This window comes from Rhizobium rhododendri, assembly GCF_007000325.2.
GTDB classification, from domain to species: Bacteria; Pseudomonadota; Alphaproteobacteria; order Rhizobiales; family Rhizobiaceae; genus Rhizobium; species Rhizobium rhododendri.
Window position 1 is genome coordinate 966,271 of sequence record NZ_CP117267.1, and the last position, 20,262, is coordinate 986,532.

At 59.5% G+C, this 20,262-nt stretch carries 15 protein-coding genes and 1 pseudogene; 13 read left to right on the forward strand and 3 right to left on the reverse strand.

Annotated elements, in window-relative coordinates; all coding sequences use genetic code 11:
• Positions 1-26: 26 nt before the first annotated feature.
• The 11 genes from nuoK to PR018_RS04875 all read left to right on the forward strand — a co-directional run bounded on the left by nuoK (position 27) and on the right by PR018_RS04875 (position 12,516).
• Positions 27-335 (forward strand): NADH-quinone oxidoreductase subunit NuoK, encoded by a 309-nt coding sequence (nuoK, locus tag PR018_RS04825; protein WP_004122490.1) that lies wholly within the window; start codon positions 27-29, stop codon positions 333-335.
• A gap of 7 nt (positions 336-342) precedes the next feature.
• Complete coding sequence (gene nuoL, locus PR018_RS04830) at positions 343-2,328, forward strand: NADH-quinone oxidoreductase subunit L (protein ID WP_142829047.1); 1,986 nt, start codon at positions 343-345, stop codon at positions 2,326-2,328.
• Complete coding sequence (locus tag PR018_RS04835; protein ID WP_142829046.1) at positions 2,328-3,836, forward strand: NADH-quinone oxidoreductase subunit M; 1,509 nt, start codon at positions 2,328-2,330, stop codon at positions 3,834-3,836. Before nuoL ends, PR018_RS04835 begins: the two co-directional genes overlap by 1 nt.
• Positions 3,837-3,853: 17 nt before the next feature.
• A complete protein-coding gene (nuoN, locus tag PR018_RS04840) occupies positions 3,854-5,293 on the forward strand; it encodes an NADH-quinone oxidoreductase subunit NuoN (protein WP_142829044.1) in 1,440 nt (479 codons plus the stop codon).
• Positions 5,290-6,054 (forward strand): biotin--[acetyl-CoA-carboxylase] ligase, encoded by a 765-nt coding sequence (locus tag PR018_RS04845; protein WP_224128257.1) that lies wholly within the window; start codon positions 5,290-5,292, stop codon positions 6,052-6,054. The genes nuoN and PR018_RS04845 overlap by 4 nt, the downstream gene beginning before the upstream one ends.
• A 16-nt stretch (positions 6,055-6,070) precedes the next feature.
• On the forward strand, positions 6,071-7,741 hold the full coding sequence (locus PR018_RS04850) for a ribonuclease J (protein ID WP_111220587.1): 1,671 nt from the start codon (positions 6,071-6,073) through the stop codon (positions 7,739-7,741).
• Between the two features lie 22 nt (positions 7,742-7,763).
• Positions 7,764-8,168, forward strand: a complete 405-nt coding sequence (mce, locus tag PR018_RS04855) for a methylmalonyl-CoA epimerase (protein WP_142829041.1) — start codon at positions 7,764-7,766, stop codon at positions 8,166-8,168.
• Between the two features lie 116 nt (positions 8,169-8,284).
• On the forward strand, positions 8,285-8,560 hold the full coding sequence (locus PR018_RS04860) for a DUF1467 family protein (RefSeq protein WP_111220589.1): 276 nt from the start codon (positions 8,285-8,287) through the stop codon (positions 8,558-8,560).
• 602 nt (positions 8,561-9,162) lie between these two features.
• A complete protein-coding gene (proS, locus tag PR018_RS04865) occupies positions 9,163-10,485 on the forward strand; it encodes a proline--tRNA ligase (RefSeq protein ID WP_142829039.1) in 1,323 nt (440 codons plus the stop codon).
• Positions 10,486-10,502: 17 nt separating this feature from the next.
• A complete protein-coding gene (locus PR018_RS04870) occupies positions 10,503-11,816 on the forward strand; it encodes a lipoprotein-releasing ABC transporter permease subunit (protein WP_142829037.1) in 1,314 nt (437 codons plus the stop codon).
• Positions 11,817-11,832: 16 nt separating this feature from the next.
• The gene (locus PR018_RS04875; protein ID WP_142829072.1) at positions 11,833-12,516 is read left to right on the forward strand and encodes an ABC transporter ATP-binding protein; all 684 of its coding nucleotides are present in this window, start codon (positions 11,833-11,835) and stop codon (positions 12,514-12,516) included.
• A 12-nt stretch (positions 12,517-12,528) separates the two neighbouring features.
• Here the strand turns inward: PR018_RS04875 and PR018_RS04880 are convergent.
• Positions 12,529-12,992, reverse strand: a pseudogene (locus PR018_RS04880) (DUF5680 domain-containing protein).
• A 107-nt stretch (positions 12,993-13,099) separates the two neighbouring features.
• Positions 13,100-13,687, reverse strand: coding sequence for a hypothetical protein (locus tag PR018_RS04885; protein WP_202617109.1), 588 nt, complete (start codon positions 13,685-13,687; stop codon positions 13,100-13,102).
• A 357-nt stretch (positions 13,688-14,044) separates the two neighbouring features.
• Between PR018_RS04885 and dnaE the strand changes: the two genes are divergently transcribed.
• Positions 14,045-17,539, forward strand: coding sequence for a DNA polymerase III subunit alpha (gene dnaE / locus PR018_RS04890; RefSeq protein WP_142829035.1), 3,495 nt, complete (start codon positions 14,045-14,047; stop codon positions 17,537-17,539).
• A 4-nt stretch (positions 17,540-17,543) separates the two neighbouring features.
• Here dnaE and PR018_RS04895 read toward each other — a convergent pair whose 3' ends face one another.
• Positions 17,544-18,806, reverse strand: a complete 1,263-nt coding sequence (locus tag PR018_RS04895; protein WP_142829033.1) for a L,D-transpeptidase family protein — start codon at positions 18,804-18,806, stop codon at positions 17,544-17,546.
• 350 nt (positions 18,807-19,156) lie between these two features.
• Here PR018_RS04895 and PR018_RS04900 point away from each other — a divergent pair, with 350 nt between their 5' ends.
• The gene (locus PR018_RS04900) at positions 19,157-20,236 is read left to right on the forward strand and encodes a glycosyltransferase family 2 protein (protein WP_202617108.1); all 1,080 of its coding nucleotides are present in this window, start codon (positions 19,157-19,159) and stop codon (positions 20,234-20,236) included.
• Positions 20,237-20,262: the final 26 nt, after the last annotated feature.

Consider the following 20,262-nt stretch of genomic DNA (forward strand, 5'->3'; position numbering starts at 1 on the left):
AGACGCGGGGATAAAGGAACAACACTATGGTCATCGGTCTTTCCCACTACCTGACGGTCAGCGCCATCCTCTTCGTGCTCGGCGTCTTCGGCATCTTCCTGAACCGCAAGAACGTCATCATCATCCTGATGTCGATCGAGCTCATCCTCCTTGCGGTCAACATCAACATGGTTGCCTTCTCGTCCTTCCTGAACGACATCGTCGGCCAGGTCTTCGCGCTGTTCATCCTGACCGTCGCTGCTGCTGAAGCTGCCATCGGCCTTGCAATTCTGGTGGTCTTCTACCGAAACCGCGGCTCCATCGCCGTGGAAGACGTCAATGTGATGAAGGGCTGATCGCGCTATGTTGTTGTATAAGGCAATCGTCTTTCTTCCCCTGATCGGTGCCCTGATCGTCGGCTATTTTGGCCGGCAGATGGGCGCCAAGGCGTCGGAATACCTCACATCCGGCCTGATGATCATCGTCGCCGTGCTGTCGTGGATCGTCTTCTTCCAGGTTGCCCTCGGCACCCAGGAAACGCTCGTCGTAGACCTGTTCCGCTGGATGCAGTCCGGCCGCTTCGATGTCTCCTGGCAGCTGCGCATCGACACGCTGACCGCCGTCATGTTCGTCGTGGTCAACACGGTCTCGACACTCGTGCACATATACTCGATCGGCTATATGCACGACGATCCCAACCGTCCGCGTTTCTTCGCCTATCTGTCGCTGTTCACCTTCATGATGCTCATGCTGGTGACCGCCAACAACCTGCTGCAGCTGTTCTTCGGCTGGGAAGGCGTCGGCCTGGCATCCTACCTGCTGATCGGCTTCTGGTTCCAGAAGCCTTCGGCCAACGCCGCCGCTATCAAGGCCTTCGTCGTCAACCGCATCGGCGACTTCGGCTTCCTGCTCGGCATCGCCGGCGTCTTCGTGCTGTTCGGCTCGGTCAGCTTCGACGTGATCTTCTCCAACGCCCAGTCCTTTGCTGCAAATAGCCGCGCCGATCAGGTGGTGCTTAGCTTCCTCGGCATGCACCTCAACCACACCAACGCCCTGACCGCCGTCTGCCTGCTGCTGTTCATGGGTGCCATGGGCAAGTCAGCGCAGTTCCTGCTGCACACCTGGCTGCCGGATGCCATGGAAGGCCCGACACCGGTGTCGGCGCTGATCCATGCCGCGACCATGGTGACGGCCGGTGTGTTCCTTGTTGCCCGCATGTCGCCGCTGTTCGAACTGTCGCCGGATGCGCTGGTCGTCGTCACCACCATCGGCGCCATCACCGCGTTCTTCGCGGCAACCGTCGGCCTGGTCCAGAACGACATCAAGCGCGTCATCGCCTATTCGACCTGTTCGCAGCTCGGCTACATGTTCGTGGCGCTGGGCGTCGGCGCCTATGGCCCGGCGATCTTTCACCTCTTCACCCACGCCTTCTTCAAGGCGCTGCTATTCCTCTGCGCCGGCTCTGTCATCCACTCCGTCGGCGGCGAGCAGGACATGCGCAAGATGGGCGGCCTGCGTCCACATATCCAGAAGACATTCTGGATGATGATTGTCGGCACGCTGGCAATCACCGGTTTTGGCATTCCGTTCACCTCGATCGGCTTTGCCGGCTTCTTCTCCAAGGATGCCGTCATCGAGGCCTCCTTCGCCTCGAACAGCCCGGTCGCAGGCTTTGCCTTCACGCTGCTGGTCATTGCCGCGCTATTCACCAGCTTCTACTCCTGGCGCCTGATCTTCCTCACCTTCTTCGGCAAGCCACGCGCCTCGCACGAGGTCATGCACCATGTGCATGAATCCCCCAACGTCATGCTGGTGCCGCTCTATGTGCTCGGCCTCGGCGCGCTGGCGGCCGGCTTCCTCTTCCACAGCGAATTTGTCGGCGAAGGCTTCGAGCACTTCTGGAAGGGCGCCCTGTTCATGGCGCCGACCAACCATATCCTCGAAGAGATGGAGCATCTGCCGACTTGGGTCGAACTCAGCCCGTTCATCGCCATGGTGATCGGTTTCGTGCTGGCCTGGTACATGTACATCAAATCGCCGGAGACGCCGAAGGCGCTGGCCCGCCAGCAGCGCGTGCTCTACGAATTCCTGCTCAACAAGTGGTACTTCGACGAACTCTACGACTTCCTGTTCGTCCGGTCCTCCAAGGCCCTCGGCCGCTTCCTGTGGCACGGCGTGGATGAGGGCACGATCGATCGGTTCGGCCCGAACGGTGTTGCCGCCCGTGTCGTCGACCTTGCCAACCAGGTCGTTCGCTTGCAGACCGGCTACCTCTACCACTATGCCTTCGCGATGCTGCTCGGCGTTGCAGCCCTCGTTACCTGGATGATGCTCGGGAGTTCTATCTGATGACCGATTGGCCAATTCTTTCCACGGTCATTTTCCTGCCGCTGGTCGGCTGCCTGCTGTTGTTGTTCATGCGTGACGACACACCCGCCGGCCGCCAGAATATCATGATCATCTCGCTCGTGACGACGCTCGTCACCTTCGTGGTGTCACTCTTCGTCTGGATCGGCTTCGACAACGGCAATGCCGGCTTCCAGATGGTCGAGAAATACAACTGGCTTGCCCGCGGCATCTCCTATCATGTCGGCGTCGATGGCATTTCCATGCTGTTCATCGTGCTGTCGACCTTCCTGATGCCGTTCGGCGTGCTGACCTCATGGAATGCGATCACCTACCGCGTTCGCGACTACATGATCGCCTTTCTGGTGCTCGAAACGGTCATCCTCGGCGTGTTCGCGTCGCTCGATATCGTGCTGTTCTACGTATTCTTCGAGGCCAGCCTGATCCCGATGTTCCTGATCATCGGCGTATGGGGTGGCCCACGGCGCATCTATGCCTCGTTCAAGTTCTTCCTTTATACGCTGCTCGGCTCGATCTTCATGCTGGTCGCGATCATCGTCGTCTATAACGAGGTCGGCTCCACCGCCATTCCGGACATCCTTGCCCATCATTATACGGAGCGAATGCAGTTCTGGTTGTGGCTGGCGTTCTTTGTTTCCTTCGCGGTGAAAGTGCCGATGTGGCCGTTCCACACCTGGCTCCCCGACGCCCACGTCGAGGCGCCGACCGCAGGCTCGGTCGACCTTGCGGCGCTGCTTCTGAAGTTCGGCGGCTACGGCTTCCTGCGCTTCTCCCTGCCGATGTTCCCCGACGCGTCTGCCTATTTCGCGCCTATGATGATGGTGCTTTCGGTCATCGCCATCATCTACGCGTCCTACGTGGCCCTGATGCAGACGGACATCAAGAAGATGATCGCCTACTCCTCGGTCGCCCACATGGGCTACGTGACGATGGGTATCTTCGCGGTCAATCAGCAGGGCATCCACGGCGCCCTTTTCCAGATGCTGTCGCACGGTCTTATCTCTGGCGCGCTGTTCCTTTGCGTCGGCGTTATCTATGAGCGCATGCACACCCGCGACATCACCGCCTATGGCGGCATCGTCAGCACCATGCCGAAATACGCGGTGGCCTTCATGTTCTTCACCATGGCCAATGTCGGTCTGCCCGGCACGTCCGGTTTCGTCGGCGAGCTGCTGACTACGATCGGCGTCTTCCGCATCAGCACCTGGACGGCGTTCTTTGCCGCTACCGGCGTTATCCTGTCGGCTGCCTACATGCTCTGGCTCTATCGCCGAATGATCTTCGGTGCGGTCACCAACCCGAAGATCAAGGACCTCCTCGACATCTCGATCCGGGAAAAGTTCATCGTCTATCCGATGATCCTGGTGACGCTGTTCTTCGGGATCTATCCGCAGCCTGTTTTCGACGTCTCCGCTGCGTCTGTCGACTTGCTGATACATAACTACAATGCTGCGCTGCACGTCACGCCGCTTGCACCACAGCCGAAGTAAGAACGGGACGTATGGACATGATCGCGGAAACAATTTCAGCTAGTCTTTATCTCTCCGTCCCGGAGATCATCCTTGCTATCGGCGCGCTGGTGCTGCTGATGGTCGGCGTGTTCGCAGGTGAACGCTCGGGGCGGCTGGTCACCGGACTTGCCATTCTGGTGCTCATCGCCGCAGCGCTGTGGATCTTGTTCGTCCAGGGCACCGGCTCAGCCTATGGCGGTGCCTACGTCGCCGATGGCTACGCGCGCTTCATGAAGATCACGGCCCTGGTGGGCTCTGGCGTCGCCATGTTCATGGTGATGGGCGAGGGCAGCGACGAGCAGCTCGACCGCTTCGAATATCCGGTCCTGCTGCTGCTGGCGACGCTGGGCATCGTCCTGATGATCTCGGCCCACGACCTGATTTCGCTCTACCTGTCGTTGGAACTGCAGTCGCTGGCACTTTACGTCGTCTGCGCCATCAATCGCGACAGCCTGCGCTCGACGGAAGCCGGCCTCAAATATTTCGTCCTCGGCGCCCTCTCGTCCGGCATGCTGCTCTACGGCATGTCTCTGGTCTACGGCTTCACCGGCCACACGACGTTCGATGGCATCGCCACGGCGCTGGCCGGCGGACGGTCGCTCGGTCTGGTGTTCGGCCTGGTCTTCGTGATCGCCGGTCTCGCCTTCAAGATCTCGGCCGTGCCGTTCCATATGTGGACGCCTGATGTGTACGAAGGTGCACCCACCGGCGTTACAGCCTTCCTCTCGGGCGCACCTAAGGTCGCCGCCATGGCGCTGCTTGTGCGTATCACCACCACCGCTTTCCACCCCGTCATCGGCGACTGGCAGCAGATCATCATCTTCGTCGCAATCGCCTCGATGCTGCTCGGTTCCTTTGCCGCTGTCGGCCAGCCAAACATCAAGCGGCTGATGGCCTATTCGTCGATCGCAAACATGGGTTATGCGCTGGTCGGCCTTGCCGCCGCAAATGCACACGGCGTGTCGAGCGTGATGATGTATATGCTGATATACATGATCATGACGCTTGGCGCCTTTGCCTGCATCATGGCCATGCGCCTGAAGGACGGAACACGCGTAGAGAAGGTCAGCGATCTCGCCGGCCTGTCGGTGACCAACCCTTTCATGGCATTTGTGCTGACGATCCAGATGTTTTCCATGGCCGGCATTCCGCCCATGGCTGGCTTCTTTGCCAAGTATTTCGTCTTCACGGCGGCCGTCGAAGCGAAGCTCTATGCCCTGTCGGTCATCGGCCTGATGGCCTCGGTCGTCGGTGCCTACTACTATCTGCGCGTCGTTCGTGTCATGTGGTTCGATAAGGCGACTGTCGAGTTTGCGAGGGTTCCCGGCACGCTGCGCATCGTCTTCGGCGCTTCATGCATCTTCGTGCTCGCCTATGCCTTCTTCGGCGGCGCGCTTGGAACGGCGGCAGACGTCGCGGCCACGACGCTGTTTTGACGGCGGCGGATACAGGACGTCGGCGGGAGGTCGACTATCGGCACGTGGCGCTTGGCGAGACTATCTCTACCAACAGCGAATGCCTGTCGCGGGCACGGGCCGGCGACAGCGGCAATCTCTGGGTCACGGCTTCACGGCAGACAGGTGGGCGCGGGCGTCGTGGCCGTGCCTGGGCGTCCGAGCCTGGCAATCTCTATTCTTCCCTTCTGCTCATAGATCTCGCGCCGATGGAGCGGATTGGGTCGCTTCCTCTGGCTGTTGCGGTTGCGGTCCAGGAGGCAGTGCGATCGGTGATGCCAGCCGGCGGTAACCCGGTCGAAGTCAAATGGCCGAACGATGTCCTGATCGGCCGCAAAAAGACCAGCGGCATCCTGATCGAGGGCGAGGCGCTGTCTGACGGCCGCTACGCACTTGTCATAGGCATCGGCATAAATGTTGCGGTCATGCCCGACAACCCGCTATACCCGGTGACTTCGCTTGCCGAGCAAGGTGCTGCAGTTTCACCGGAAGAGTTGTTTGCGCACCTCTATGCGGCGATGGCAGAGGCTTTGAAGGAATGGAACGGCGGCCACGGTGTGGCGGATACGGTGGCGCGTTGGCGAAGGGTCGCCTGCGGCATCGGTGAGAAGATAATGGTAAACCTGCCTGACCGGTCGATTTCCGGCCATTTCGCAGGGATAGATGATAGTGGCTTGCTCAAGCTCGATACCGGCGATGGCCGGCTGATGACGATCGCCGCAGGCGACGTCTTTTTCGGATAATGGATTAAAGAACAGAATGGCTAATCAAGACGAACTGGTGTTCCTGCCGCTGGGCGGCGTTGGCGAGATCGGTATGAATCTCGCGCTCTACGGCTACGGCCCCAAGGACCATCGTCAATGGATCATGGTCGATTGCGGCGTGACTTTCCCCGGTCCGGACCTGCCGGGCGTCGATCTCGTGCTGCCTGACATCCGTTTCCTCGCCAAGGAACGCAAGAACCTCAAGGCGATCATCATCACCCACGCCCACGAGGACCACTACGGCGCCCTCAACGATCTGTGGCCAGGCCTGAATGTCCCGGTATACGCCTCCGGGTTCACCGCCGGCCTGCTGGAAGCCAAGCGCAACTATGAGCGCAACACAATGGGCCAGATCCCGATAACGCCATTCAAGGCCGGCGACCGGGTAAATATCGGTCCGTTCGAAGTCGAGGCTATCGGCGTGAACCACTCCATTCCAGAGCCGATGTCGCTTGTCATCCGAACGCCTCTGGGCAATGTCGTCCACACCGGCGACTGGAAGATCGACCACGAGCCGTCGCTTGGACCTTTCACCGATGAAGCCCGCTTCCGCCAGGTTGGCGACGAGGGCGTTCTGGCGCTGCTCTGCGATTCTACCAACGCCATGCGCGACGGCGTTTCCCCTTCCGAAAAATCCGTGTCCGAAAGCCTCGGCAGGATCATCGCCAGCGCCGAAGGCCGGGTGGCGATCACCACCTTCTCCTCGAACGTCGGTCGTATCCGCACCGTCGCCCAGGCTGCGGAAGCAGCCGGACGCGAGATCCTGCTGCTTGGTTCGTCGCTGAAGCGCGTCGTCGAGGTTGCACGCGACAATGGCCTGATGGAGGGCATTAAGCCGTTCATCGCCGAAGACGAGTACGGCTACATCCCCCGCGACAAGGTCGTCATCATCCTGACCGGCAGTCAGGGCGAGCAGCGCGCGGCACTCGCCAAGCTCTCCCGCGACGAGATGCGCAACGTCGCGCTGTCGTCCGGCGACATCGTCGTGTTTTCGTCGCGCGCCATTCCCGGCAACGAAAAGGCCATTGGCGATATCAAGAACGGCCTCATCGAGCAAGGCATCCAGATCATCACCGACAACGATGCCCTCGTGCATGTCTCCGGCCATCCCCGCCGCAACGAATTGCAGCAGATGTACCAGTGGGTTCGCCCACAGGTGCTCGTGCCTGTGCACGGCGAGGCCGCCCATCTCGTCGCCCAGAAACTGCTCGGCGAGCAGTCCGGCATTCCGCTCGTGCCGAAGGTTCGCAACGGCGACATTCTGCGCCTGGCGCCAGGTCCCGTCGAAGTCATCGGCGAAGCGCCGCACGGCCGTATTTTCAAGGACGGCACGCTGATCGGCGACTACGATGAAATGGGCATCGGCGACCGCAAGAAGCTCTCCTTCGTTGGCCATGTCACCATCAACGTTCTGCTCGACAGCAAACTGGACATCGTCGGAGACCCCGACCTCGTTGCAATCGGCCTGCCGCAGTTCGACGTCGAGGGCGAAGAGATGGAGGACACGCTGTTCGACGCGGTCGTCAGCGCCATCGAAAGCATTCCGCGCGCTCGCCGCAAGGATATCGCCATGCTGCAGGAAGCGGTACGCCGCGCCGTTCGCTCGACAGCCAATGCCGTCTGGGGGAAGAAGCCGATCGTCACCGTCTTCATGAACAAGATCTGAGGCATCACACACGGAGGCAGCCATGCTCGGGCGGGTTAATCACATTGCCATTGCCGTTCCCGACCTGGCTGCCGCTGCTGCTGTCTACCGGGACACACTGGGGGCGGCAGTGTCTCAGCCGCAGGCGCTCGCCGACCACGGCGTGACAGTCGTCTTCGTGGAACTTCCCAATACCAAGATCGAATTGCTGGAGCCGCTCGGCACCGGCTCGCCGCTTTCGGCATTCCTTGCCCGAAATCCGGATGGCGGCATGCACCATGTCTGCTACGAGGTGGACGACATCATCGTGGCCCGCGACCGGATGCTTGTCGGCGGGGCGAGGGTGCTTGGCGACGGTCAGCCGAAGATAGGCGCCCATGGCAGGCCGGTGCTCTTTCTCCATCCAAAGGATTTCATGGGCACGCTGATCGAGCTCGAACAGATCTGACAAGAAGCATGCGGCAGTGCTTGGCGCCGCCCCGCGTTGCCCTTATAGTCGGAGCGGGAGAGTGTGCAGTCCGGTCTTGATTTCCGCTGGCTGCCATCTGTGGTGAGGAGCGCAGCATGATACAGCCTGTACTATCGGCAATGGCAGTCTATTTTGTAGTGTGGTGGATCACGCTCTTCGCCATTCTGCCAATCGGCCTCCGGACGCAGGAGGAAGATAACCATGTTGTGCTCGGCACCGTGGCAAGCGCCCCAACGAAATTCAGGGCTGCAAGGGTGGTGATGCTGACGACGCTGACATCCGGTATTCTCTACGGCACGTGGTATATCTGTTCCACCTATCTGGGCCTCAGCATCGACGCCATTCCGCAGATCGTTCCGCGCTTCGAATAGTGGAATTGGATGTGGCAGCGCTTTGCGCGCGATAATCGGCAAGGTTGCTGTCATCGCTGCAACCCATGCAGTGTGTCATACGCCCGTCATCTATCGGATGCATAGACCGCACTGCGGGAAGTCCGATCCGCCGCCTGGATGTTAATATTTCGGGCTTCGTGAAAGGCCAAAAAAAAACAAGGCCAGAAGCCTTGTTTTCAAAGTATCGCGTGATCCGTAACCGTTACCGGGGCTGCGACTAAGCGCGCCTAAGATCTAATCCTCCCAAGACTTGACCGCGAGATCGACAGGAATTTAATCATCCTGCCTCTTTTGTGAGCTGAAACTAGCCCAAGGAGGGGGCTTTGTCATCTGTTTTTTTGCATATTTGTTACACCTGCGCAAATTTTTTCTGTTGACAAGTTTTTGCTAAAGTCGTCAATCGTGCGTCATTTTGGCGCGGTGGGCCGAAAGGTGGGGATGGCGCATCCGGTCCCCCGATGCGCCGTGAAGGCGGGCAAATGCGGGTTTCTTTCCGTCCGCGAAGCAGCTATGAACGCCCCCAGCGTTAACTTTTTTGCGATTCCGCCAATAGCGGATTCGTACAACCTCTGGAATATGCGATGCGCCTGTCCCGATACTTCATGCCTATCCTCAAGGAAAATCCCAAGGAAGCGGAAATCGTCTCGCATCGACTGATGCTGCGCGCCGGCATGATCCGCCAGCAGAGCCAGGGCATCTACTCGTGGCTGCCGCTCGGCAAGCGTGTTCTCGACAAGGTCAACAACATCATTCGCGAGGAGCAAAACCGCTCCGGCGCCATCGAACTGTCGATGCCGACCCTACAGTCAGCCGAACTCTGGCAGGAAAGCGGACGTTACGAAGCGTACGGCAAGGAAATGCTGCGCATCAAGGACCGTCAGGACCGGCCAATGCTCTACGGCCCGACCAACGAGGAAATGATCACCGACATTTTCCGTTCGTCGGTCAAATCCTACAAGGATCTGCCCCTCAACCTCTATCACATCCAGCTGAAATTCCGCGATGAGATCCGTCCGCGCTTCGGCACCATGCGCTCGCGCGAGTTCATGATGAAGGACGCCTATTCCTTCGACCTGACCAAGGAGGGTGCCGAACATTCTTACAAGAAGATGTTCGCGGCCTACCTGCGGACGTTCGAGCGGCTTGGCCTGCGCGCCATCCCGATGCGTGCCGACACCGGCCCCATCGGCGGCGACCTTAGCCATGAGTTCATCATTCTGGCCGACACCGGCGAGTCGGAAGTCTTCAGCCACCGCGACTTTGTGAAATTCGACATCCCCGCCGAGGACACTGACTTCGACGATATCGCCGGCATCAACGCGATCTTCGAAAAGTGGACATCGGTCTACGCCGCCACTTCCGAAATGCACGACGAGGCGGCCTTCGACGCCATCCCCGATAGCGAGCGCCTGTCCGCACGCGGTATCGAAGTCGGCCACATCTTCTATTTCGGAACCAAATATTCCGAGCCGATGAACGCCAAGGTACAGGGTCCCGATGGCAAGGAGCACCTCGTTCACATGGGCTCCTACGGCATCGGACCGACACGTCTGGTGCCTGCCATCATCGAAGCGTCGCACGATGAAAACGGAATCATCTGGCCAGCATCCGTGTCCCCCTTCGATGCCATCATCATCAACATGAAGGCGGGTGACGAAGCCTGTGATTCTGCCTGCGAAAAGCTTTATTCGACGCTTACCAAGGCGGGTAGGGACATCCTCCTCGATGACCGCGACGAACGAGCCGGCACGAAATTCGCGACGGCAGACCTGATCGGCGTGCCGCTGCAGATCATCGTCGGTCCGCGCTCCGTTGCGTCGGGCGAGGTGGAGGTCAAGGATCGCAAGACCGGTGCGCGCGAGACCATGACCATGGACGCTGCAATCAACCGGCTTCTGGGCTGAGCGAAGGACGACAGGGTATGGCGGTAAGCGGCGCAGCAGTGGCCAAACAGGAAAAGACATCTGGCGCTCGCTCGCCGTCGCGTGCATTTTCTGCATTCGAACGGCTCGTTGCCTGGCGCTACCTGCGCGCCCGGCGCAAGGAAGCCTATATCTCGGTGATTGCGGGCTTTTCCTTCATTGGCATCATGCTCGGCGTCGCGACGCTGATCATCGTGATGGCGGTCATGAACGGTTTCCGCACCGAACTGATTTCGCGCATCCTCGGCCTTAACGGCCATGTCATCGTCCAGCCTATCGACACTCCGCTGAACGACTACGCGGCACTTGCCAAGAAGTTTGCGGCCGTTCCCGGCGTGACCATGGCCCTGCCGCTGGTGGAGGGCGAAACGCTCGCCTCCGGCCGGGGTGGCGTCGGCAGCGGTGCGTTGATCCGCGGTATTCGTGCCGAGGATCTTGAGAAGCTGAAGACCGTCTCCGGCAACATAAAGAGCGGCGACATGGTGGGCTTTGCCGCCGGCACCGGTGTGCTGATCGGCTCGCGCATGGCACAGCAGCTGGGGCTGGCCGCCGGCGACCAGATCACTCTCATTGCACCCGACGGCGACGTCACGCCATTCGGCGTCAACCCGCGCGTAAAATCCTACACCGTCTCCGGTATCTTCGAGATAGGCATGTCCGAATACGATTCCTCCATCGTCTTCATGCCGCTCGAAGAGGCGCAGCTCTATTTCAACTCGCCCGGCATCGTCCAATCCATCGAGATCTTCGTCAACAAGCCCGACGATGTCGACACCATCAAGCCTTTGATAGAGGCAGCAGCCGGCCGGCAGGTCTACCTCACTGACTGGCGCGCCCGCAACGAGACGTTCTTCTCGGCCCTCCAAGTCGAGCGCAACGTCATGTTCATGATCCTGACGATGATCGTGCTGGTCGCGGCACTGAACATCATCTCCGGCCTCATCATGCTGGTGAAGGACAAGGGCAGCGACATCGCCATCCTCAGGACGATGGGGGCGACATCCGGCTCCATCATGCGGATATTCTTCATGACCGGGGCAGCTATCGGCATCGTCGGCACTTTTGGTGGGGTCGCGCTCGGCGTCCTCGTTTGCATCAACATCGAATCCATCCGCAAATTTTTCTCTTGGGTTTCCGGCACCGTGCTGTTCGATCCGCAGCTGTATTTCCTGAGCAAGCTGCCGGCCGAGATGAACCTCAGCGAAACTGTCACTGTCGTCGTCATGGCGCTTGGCCTGTCGTTCCTCGCCACGATCTTCCCCGCCTGGCGTGCCTCGCGGCTCGACCCGGTCCAGGCGCTGCGCTATGAATAAGGATGCCAGCATTTCCATGAAATCCAACGTCGTGCTTCAGCTGACCGGCATCGATCGCCACTATGGTGAGGGCGAGACCATGCTCTCCATCCTGAAGGATGCAGATTTCGCGCTCCATCGCGGCGAAATCGTCGCGCTCGTTGCACCGTCCGGCACCGGCAAGTCGACGCTGCTGCACGTCGCCGGCCTGCTCGAGCAGCCCGATGCCGGCGATGTCACGATCAACGGCAATCCCTGCAACAACCTCACCGACGAGAAGCGCACGGCCATCCGTCGCAACGACATCGGCTTTGTCTACCAGTTCCACCACCTGCTGCCGGAGTTCTCGGCCATCGAGAATGTCATGATGCCGCAGATGATCGCCGGACTGACGCAGAAGGAAGCCCGGGCCAGGGCAAGCCAGCTTCTCGACTACATGCGCGTCGGCCATCGCGGCGAGCACCGCCCGGCCGAGCTCTCCGGCGGCGAACAGCAGCGAGTCGCCATCGCCCGTGCCGTCGCCAACGCGCCACTGGTGCTTCTCGCCGACGAACCCACCGGCAATCTCGACCCCGGCACCGCCCACTACGTCTTCGATGCCCTGGAGGCGCTGGTGCGCCAATCGGGACTGGCCGCGATGATTGCCACCCACAATCACGATCTGGCTGCCCGCATGGACCGTCGCGTTACAATCTCGGGCGGCAAGGTCGTCGAATTCTGATCGTCGTGCCGGTCAAGGCACGATGAGGCCGCCGCGATAGTCGAGTTCATAGGCCGCGCGACCGTCTACGATGATATGCTCGCGCCCGCTGAAATGGGTGCAATCACCGCTACTCTCGTCCGTGTAGCGACCGAAGTCATGGTCGAACTGCAACCCACCGAGGAACCGCTTCTCCTCGACATACAGATGCCGCAACGCTGCCTTGATGACGCAGCCCGCCTTCACAGCATCGATCGTGCCGGCTCGATGATCCTCCCGAAATAATTCATCGCCCAGACGGGATCGCCTGATAACCACACCACCTCCTGGCCGGCAAAATCGGAGCCTCCGAAATAGCTGTCGAGATAACGCCACCGACCGCGCTCGTAACCGGTGTCGTGAGACCCCGGACGACAGGAAGATAGTTTTACCGCATCCGCTACATAGGTCTGCGATTTCGCCACGACAATAAAGTCATTCAGCAGCGTCCGATCCATAACTGCTCCCCTGGATGCATTCCCAGGGTTGCATTTTCACGCGGCCATGTAAAGAACAAAATAAGAACAAAGGCATCTGGCTGCAGGCGCTGTAATTGTCCCGGCGCTCATTCATCGCGGATGCCACACGCGTCCATGGCAGTTTGATCCGCCCAGTCGGCAACTGCGACCGTCCTCGCGTCGACTTTGCGTTCCTTGCCACCGCTGCTGACCTTGCCGCTGAGCACATTATAGTCGCAGGTGCCGCTGTTGTCGGGATCCAGCGTGTCGTGATGGGTGTAAGTGAAGCCGGCAACGACGAACGTCGCGTTGCGATAGGCGATCGTCAGCGTCTGCTCCCAGCGGTCGCGTCCACCACCGCTGTTTTCCGAATGGACGGAGATCGAGCCGTTAGGCAGCGTCGATATGCCTGCGTCCCTGCCGAACATTCCGTCGAGACTGGTATTGCCGGATACCTTGTTCGGTGCTGCTGCGGCGAGATGAAGGAGAAGATGCTCCCTGTCGCGCACGTAGATGTAGATGCCGATGTCGTCGCCATCATCCTCAGGGGCAATCAGCAGGGCGAGGTCAGCATTGCCGTCCCTGTTCCAGTCGCCGATCGCAGCTCCGATGATCTTTTCCGGCGCGATATCGCCGGCAAACGCACTCGACACGCATAAGGCGGCACCGACCAGCGCCAAGGCCAAATTTTTCATGATCATCTCCTCCACGCACGCTCATAGCATGGCGTCGGTGTACGTCCCAGCCATAGGGAATAGCGTAGCAGCATTTGAATCAAGCTCGCTGAAATGCTGTTGACAGGTGAATATAAAGGGAACATATAAGGAACATAACAACACCGGAGAGGCCCAATGACCGATATTATTCGAGACGTCGCCGCTTTCGCCTCCATCGTCATGTTCGTCACCAGCCTGTCGATCATCGTCATGGCGATGTAAGTTTTCGGGTATGACGACCGCCACGTGGTCTTGCCGACCTGAGTTGTTCTGGACTTTGCTAACCGCTATGCCGACAATAGGACCGATTCATTCGGGCATGCGGAAGGGCTTATCATGGCAGAGGCAACTGACAGGCAGGGCGGACCCTCTGGATCGTCGCCGGAGTTCGTGCATCTGCGTGTGCATTCGGCATATTCGCTTCTAGAAGGCGCTTTGCCGCTGAAGAAGATCCTCGCCAAGGCTTCAAGCGACAGCCAGCCGGCTCTGGCGATCACCGATACCAACAACCTGTTCATCGCGCTCGAGTTCTCCCAGAAGGCGATGGACGAGGGTCTGCAGCCGATCATCGGCTGCCAGGTTTCGATCGACATGGAAGACAGTGTCGAGGGCGAGAAGCGCAACGGCCAGCAGGGGCTCGCCAAGCTGCCTGCCATCGTGCTTCTGGCGGCCAGCGACGCCGGCTACGAGCGCATGGTCGATCTCGTCAGTCGCGCCTATCTCGGCGGCGACAATAGTCAGGCCGTGCATGTCAAGGCGTCCTGGCTGGAGGAGATCGGTACCGACGGCCTGATCGCGCTGTCCGGCTCCGTTGGCGGGCCCGTCGATATCGAAATCAAGGAAGGCCATCCGCAGAAGGCGGTGGCGAGGCTGCTGCGCCTGAAGGCGCTTTTCGGCGACCGGCTCTATGTCGAGTTGCAGCGCCACGGCACCTATGATCGCCGCCACGAACAACGCATGATTGCACTCGCCTACGAGCACGAACTGCCGTTGGTCGCCACCAACGAGGCCTTCTTTCCGACCCGCGACGACTACGATGCCCATGATGCGCTGATGGCTGTCGCCCACAATGCGATCGTCTCGGACGACAGCCGGTTTCGCCTCACGCCGGACCACTATCTGAAAAGCCGCGCCGAAATGGCAAGGCTGTTTGCCGATCTGCCGGAGGCGCTGGCCAACACCGTCGAGATCGCCGAGCGCTGTGCTTTCGTGCTGCAGACCCGCAAGCCGATCCTGCCGCGCTTCACCGGCGCCAGCGATGATCCGAAGGAGGCTGAGCGCGCCGAGGCACTCGAATTGCGGGCGCAAGCTGTCGAGGGGCTCGACCTGCGGCTGGCGACGCTCGGCACGGCGCCGGGCTATGACGAACGGGTCTATCGCGACCGGCTGGAATTCGAACTCGGTGTTATCGAGCGCATGGGTTTTCCGGGCTACTTCCTGATCGTTGCCGACTTCATCAAGTGGGCGAAGAACGAGGATATCCCGGTCGGTCCCGGGCGCGGATCGGGTGCGGGCTCGCTGGTGGCCTATGCCCTGACCATCACCGACGTCGACCCTTTGCGTTTCTCGCTGCTGTTCGAACGCTTTCTCAATCCCGATCGTGTGTCGATGCCAGACTTCGACATCGACTTCTGCCAGGACCGGCGCGAAGAAGTCATCCGCTACGTCCAGAAGAAATACGGCCGCGAGCAGGTGGCGCAGATCATCACCTTCGGATCCCTGCAGGCCCGCGCTGCCCTGCGCGACGTCGGCCGCGTGCTGGAAATGCCCTATGGCCAGGTCGACAAGATCTCGAAGCTGGTGCCGAACAACCCGGCCAATCCGGTGACGCTCGCACAGGCGATCAAGGACGAGCCGCGATTTCAGGAGGAGGCCGAGAAGGAGCCGGTGGTCGCCCGCCTGCTTGACATCGCGCAGAAGCTGGAGGGTCTTTATCGCCACGCCTCGACCCATGCCGCCGGTATCGTCATCGGCGACCGGCCGCTGTCGAAGCTGGTGCCGATGTACCGCGATCCGCGCTCCGACATGCCGGTCACCCAGTTCAACATGAAGTGGGTCGAACAGGCGGGCCTCGTCAAGTTCGACTTTCTCGGCCTCAAGACCCTGACGGTGCTGAAGACGGCAGTCGATTTTGTGAAGCTACGCGGCATCTCGGTCGACCTCGCCACCATTCCGCTTGATGACGCGGTAACCTACGAGAAGCTGGCGCGCGGCGAAACGGTCGGCATCTTCCAGGTGGAAAGCCAGGGGATGCGCAAGGCGCTGCTCGGCATGCGGCCGGACTGCATCGAGGACATCATCGCACTGGTGGCGCTTTATCGTCCCGGCCCGATGGAAAATATCCCGACCTACAATGCCCGCAAGCACGGCGAGGAGGAGATCGAGTCGATCCACCCGATGATCGATCACCTTGTCAAGGAAACGCAGGGCGTCATCGTCTACCAGGAACAGGTGATGCAGATCGCCCAGGTCCTGTCAGGCTATTCGCTTGGCGAGGCGGATCTTTTGCGCCGCGCCATGGGCAAGAAGATCAAGGCGGAGATGGACCAGCAGCGCGTTCGCTTCGTCGAAGGTTCGATGAAGAACGGCGTCTCGAAGGTGCAGTCCGACAACATCTTCGAACTCTTGGCCAAATTCGCCAATTACGGCTTCAACAAGTCGCATGCCGCCGCCTACGCCATCGTCTCCTACCAAACGGCCTATATGAAGGCCCATTACCCGGTCGAGTTCCTCGCCGCGTCGATGACGCTGGATATGGCCAACACTGAAAAGGTCAACGATTTCCGCCAGGATGCCAAGCGCCTCGGCATCGAGGTCGTGGCGCCGTCGGTACAGACTTCTTTCCGCCATTTCCAGACCGGCGACCGAACGATCTTTTATTCGCTGGCTGCCATCAAGGGCGTTGGCGATGCCGCCGTCGAGCACATCGTCGAGGTGCGTGGCGACAAGCCTTTCGCTAGCATCGAGGATTTCTGCCTGCGCATCGACCCGAAACAAGTCAATCGCCGTGTCCTCGAAAGCCTGCTCTATGCCGGCGCCTTTGATTGCTTCGGCATCGACCGGGCCCAGCTTCTGGCGGGCATGGAACGGCTGATCGGCTATGCCCAGCTTGCACAGGAAAACCGCCGCAGCGGCCAGCATGACATGTTCGGCTCGGGCTCCGCCTCCGGCCCGGAAAAGATTTCCTTCCCGGCCTTCACGCCGTGGCTTGCGTCCGAACGGCTGCTGAAGGAGTTCCAGGTACTCGGCTTCTATCTCACGGCCCATCCGCTCGATGCCTATAGCGGCGTGCTCGACAAGTTACGGGTGCAGAGCTTTGCGGACTTCTCTGCCGGCATCAAGCACGGCGCCGGCAATGCGCGGCTGGCCGGCACCGTCATCGCCAAGCAGGAGCGCAAGACGCGCACCGGCAACAAGATGGGGATCTACACATTCTCGGATGCCACCGGGCAGTTCGAGGCTGTCATGTTTTCCGAACTGCTGGCCCAGTACCGCGAAATCCTTGAGGTGGGCAAATCCTTCGTGCTGACCGCCGCCGCCGAGGAGAGGCCGGAAGGTATCAGCCTGCGGCTGAATTCCGTGCAGTCGCTGGAGGAAAAATCGCTGCAGATGCAGAAGGCCATGCGCGTCTTCGTGCGTGATTCAGGCCCGCTGAAGATGGTCGCCGCTCATCTCAACGCCAGGGGCGACGGCTTGGTATCCTTCATCGTCATCAAGGAAGACGGCAAGCGAGAGGTCGAAGTCGCACTGCCCAACAAGTATCGCATCTCCCCCGAAATCGCCGCCGCGATGCGCTCCGCACCGGGGGTGATCGACGTCGAACTGGTTTGATAGGTTACCCCTTCGTAGCCAGCCCGCCATGCCGCGTGATAGTGATGAAGTCGGTGCCTTCGCCGGTCTCCGGGCCGACGCCGGTGTCCGATATGGTCAGCGACGATCCCGTTGTCAGCAGGCCCTCGATCTTTTGCCTGACGTCGTCGGGGATCGAGATGCGGTCGAGTGCCCGGTCGGCGGCATCCAAGGCTTCCGATTGTTTCTCGCTGGTAATGCCGAAGCGCTTTTTCGTATCCCTGGACAGGTCGCCCTCAAGCGTCATGCCGTACCACTGCGCCTGGCCAATGGCGCGTTCCACGTCGTGGGCGGTAAAGAAATGCGTTCCGAGAGCTTCCTGTGGCTCCGCAATGGTTGCCGACGCCTCGAGCACCGGCTTGAAGCCCTGGCGGACCATGATGGCACCGTTCGGTGGTTCGCCCTTGCCGGCGGCGGCATAGACGGCCTTCATCAGTTCCGGCCCGATCAGCCCGCCTGTTGCGGGGAGACCATGGGCACTCCGAAAATCGCGGATAGCCCGGACGGTGGCAGGGCCGAGATAGCCGTCAGGAAGGCCTGCATCGAAGCCGAGCGTGGATAGAAGTTGCTGCAGGTCGCGGACGTTTTCGCGCAAGCCCCGTCGGGTGATCAAGATGCTCAGCGGCGCCTCGTTGCGCGGGGCAGTGAGTGCCGGCGGCGGTGGCAGCGCGGCAGTGTCGTTCATGGCTACTTCCACCGGCTCGGCGCGCAACAGAAAGCCTGACGTCGTCGGACGCAGAGACAGCTCGGAAAACATCGGGCCACTGACCGTCGGGGCCAGCGGATGAAACAGCGTCGCATGCTCGATCGGCTGGGGTACGACGGCGGCGTCATTGATGACAACGTGCACGCCGGGCTGCGTCATTGCGTAGAGCTTCTTGGCGAAGGCTTTTGGCATGCGGACGCAGCCGTGAGAGGCCGGATAGTTCGGCACAGAGCTGGATTCGTGGAGCGCGATGCCCGACCACGTCAGCCTTTGCATGAACGGCATCGGCGAATTCGAATAGATGTTTGAGCGGTGGTAGACCTCCTTTTCCAGGACCGAAAAGATGCCCGATGGCGTCGAATGGCCGGATTTTCCAGTCGATACTTTCGAGGTCGCGACCACGGTGTCGCCGTCATAGACCGATAACTGCTGCCGGTTCGTCGACACGACGATCTGAAGCACCCGGGCATCGGCCGCCTCGGCCGGATGGGTCACTGCGGTAGCCGAAAGCAAGCCGATACCAAGAACCAGACGCGTAAACATGATGTCCACCAAAAACGCAATACTCGTGACTATGACCATAGCAAGGGAAGTTTAAGGAAGACTTGAGACCGCATCGAATGCAAGGTAAGATTGTGTCGAGCGGGGATACCACTTTCATAACGGTTTAATAATAAACCTCTTGGCAACAACTCAAGAGATTGGTATTGCATCGAAAAAGCGGTATAGGTTGCTGTATGTTTCTGTCATGCGATGCACTTATACGTCTGCATGAATGACAGTTTATCGTAAATACTAATGAACCTTAAGGTAGATTAAATGTCGTCTACCGCCGTATATTCGGAAGGTGTCTCGGTATTAAGCCTCAGTGAGTTAGCCAGTTTGGAATATCTATGTCTGATAGTGATGTCGAAATGAAAATGCCGCACCAAGAGACTGCGTCGCGGATAGAAACTGTTGCTGTTATAATACCCTATTATAATGGTTCGAAATATATTCGTAGGTCGGCCGAGAGTGTGTTGGCGCAGACCGTTCCTGCGACAGAATTTGTAGTCGTCGATGACGGATCTTCACCAGAGGAAGCCGCCTTGCTTGACGAAATAGCCCAGTCCATGGGCTTTCGTGTCTTGAGAAAAGAGAATGGCGGCCAGGGGACTGCAAGAAACTACGGTGTTGCACATACGTCTTCGAGGTTCATCTGCTTTCTCGATCAGGATGACTTCTACCTGAAAACGCATATAGCAACGCTCCTCGACGCAGTTCCTCTTGACGATCCGCATTTTGGTTGGGTTTATGGCGACCTGATGGAGGCGGATGGCGAGGGCAATATAGTGCGCTCGGACATGGTCAAGCAGCATGCGTTGCACCCTAAGCGGTTCATCAATGACCTGCTTGCGAACGACATGTTTGTACTGCCGTCAGCGTCGTTGATCGAGCGCACAGCTTTCGAGGCAGTCGGCGGCTTCGATCCGCAATTTACCGGCTACGAAGATGACGACCTTTTCCTGCGTATCTTCCGTCGCGGGTATACGAATTACTTTGTCGATAAAGCCGTCACCGTCTGGTGCATCAACAGTGAGAGCACGTCGTACAGCATCAAGATGAGCCGAAGCCGGCTTCGCTATGTGAAAAAGCTCTGCTCGCAGTTTCCCGATGATGTCGACAAGAGGCGCAACTATGTGAGGGACCTCATCGCGCCGCGTTTTACGCATATGATAATTTCGGATGCCTTTACGGCCGTGGCATTTTCCAAGACGCCGCAACAGAAAAAGATGGCGGCTTACAAGGACGAACTGGTCGAAATCATGAATGGTTATGTAGAAACCATATTCGGATGTACGAAGCTGAGTATCAAAAATCGTATTGCGATATATGTGCAGTCAAAGATCATCAATCTGAAGTCGAAAAATCTTTCGTTGGCGGCGTTGTATCTTTTCCGGACGTCTAGACGGGCGAGAAATTTCATTCGGTGAAAATTGAGTGTGTCCACATCAGGCCT

Coding starts and splice junctions, on each gene's coding strand:
- nuoK (WP_004122490.1), top strand. CDS start 27: ATGGTCATCGGTCTTTCCCACTACCTGACGGTCAGCGCCATCCTCTTC.
- nuoL (WP_142829047.1), top strand. CDS start 343: ATGTTGTTGTATAAGGCAATCGTCTTTCTTCCCCTGATCGGTGCCCTG.
- PR018_RS04835 (WP_142829046.1), top strand. CDS start 2,328: ATGACCGATTGGCCAATTCTTTCCACGGTCATTTTCCTGCCGCTGGTC.
- nuoN (WP_142829044.1), top strand. CDS start 3,854: ATGATCGCGGAAACAATTTCAGCTAGTCTTTATCTCTCCGTCCCGGAG.
- PR018_RS04850 (WP_111220587.1), top strand. CDS start 6,071: ATGGCTAATCAAGACGAACTGGTGTTCCTGCCGCTGGGCGGCGTTGGC.
- mce (WP_142829041.1), top strand. CDS start 7,764: ATGCTCGGGCGGGTTAATCACATTGCCATTGCCGTTCCCGACCTGGCT.
- PR018_RS04860 (WP_111220589.1), top strand. CDS start 8,285: ATGATACAGCCTGTACTATCGGCAATGGCAGTCTATTTTGTAGTGTGG.
- proS (WP_142829039.1), top strand. CDS start 9,163: ATGCGCCTGTCCCGATACTTCATGCCTATCCTCAAGGAAAATCCCAAG.
- PR018_RS04870 (WP_142829037.1), top strand. CDS start 10,503: ATGGCGGTAAGCGGCGCAGCAGTGGCCAAACAGGAAAAGACATCTGGC.
- PR018_RS04875 (WP_142829072.1), top strand. CDS start 11,833: ATGAAATCCAACGTCGTGCTTCAGCTGACCGGCATCGATCGCCACTAT.
- PR018_RS04885 (WP_202617109.1), bottom strand. CDS start 13,687: ATGAAAAATTTGGCCTTGGCGCTGGTCGGTGCCGCCTTATGCGTGTCG.
- dnaE (WP_142829035.1), top strand. CDS start 14,045: ATGGCAGAGGCAACTGACAGGCAGGGCGGACCCTCTGGATCGTCGCCG.
- PR018_RS04895 (WP_142829033.1), bottom strand. CDS start 18,806: ATGTTTACGCGTCTGGTTCTTGGTATCGGCTTGCTTTCGGCTACCGCA.
- PR018_RS04900 (WP_202617108.1), top strand. CDS start 19,157: ATGTCTGATAGTGATGTCGAAATGAAAATGCCGCACCAAGAGACTGCG.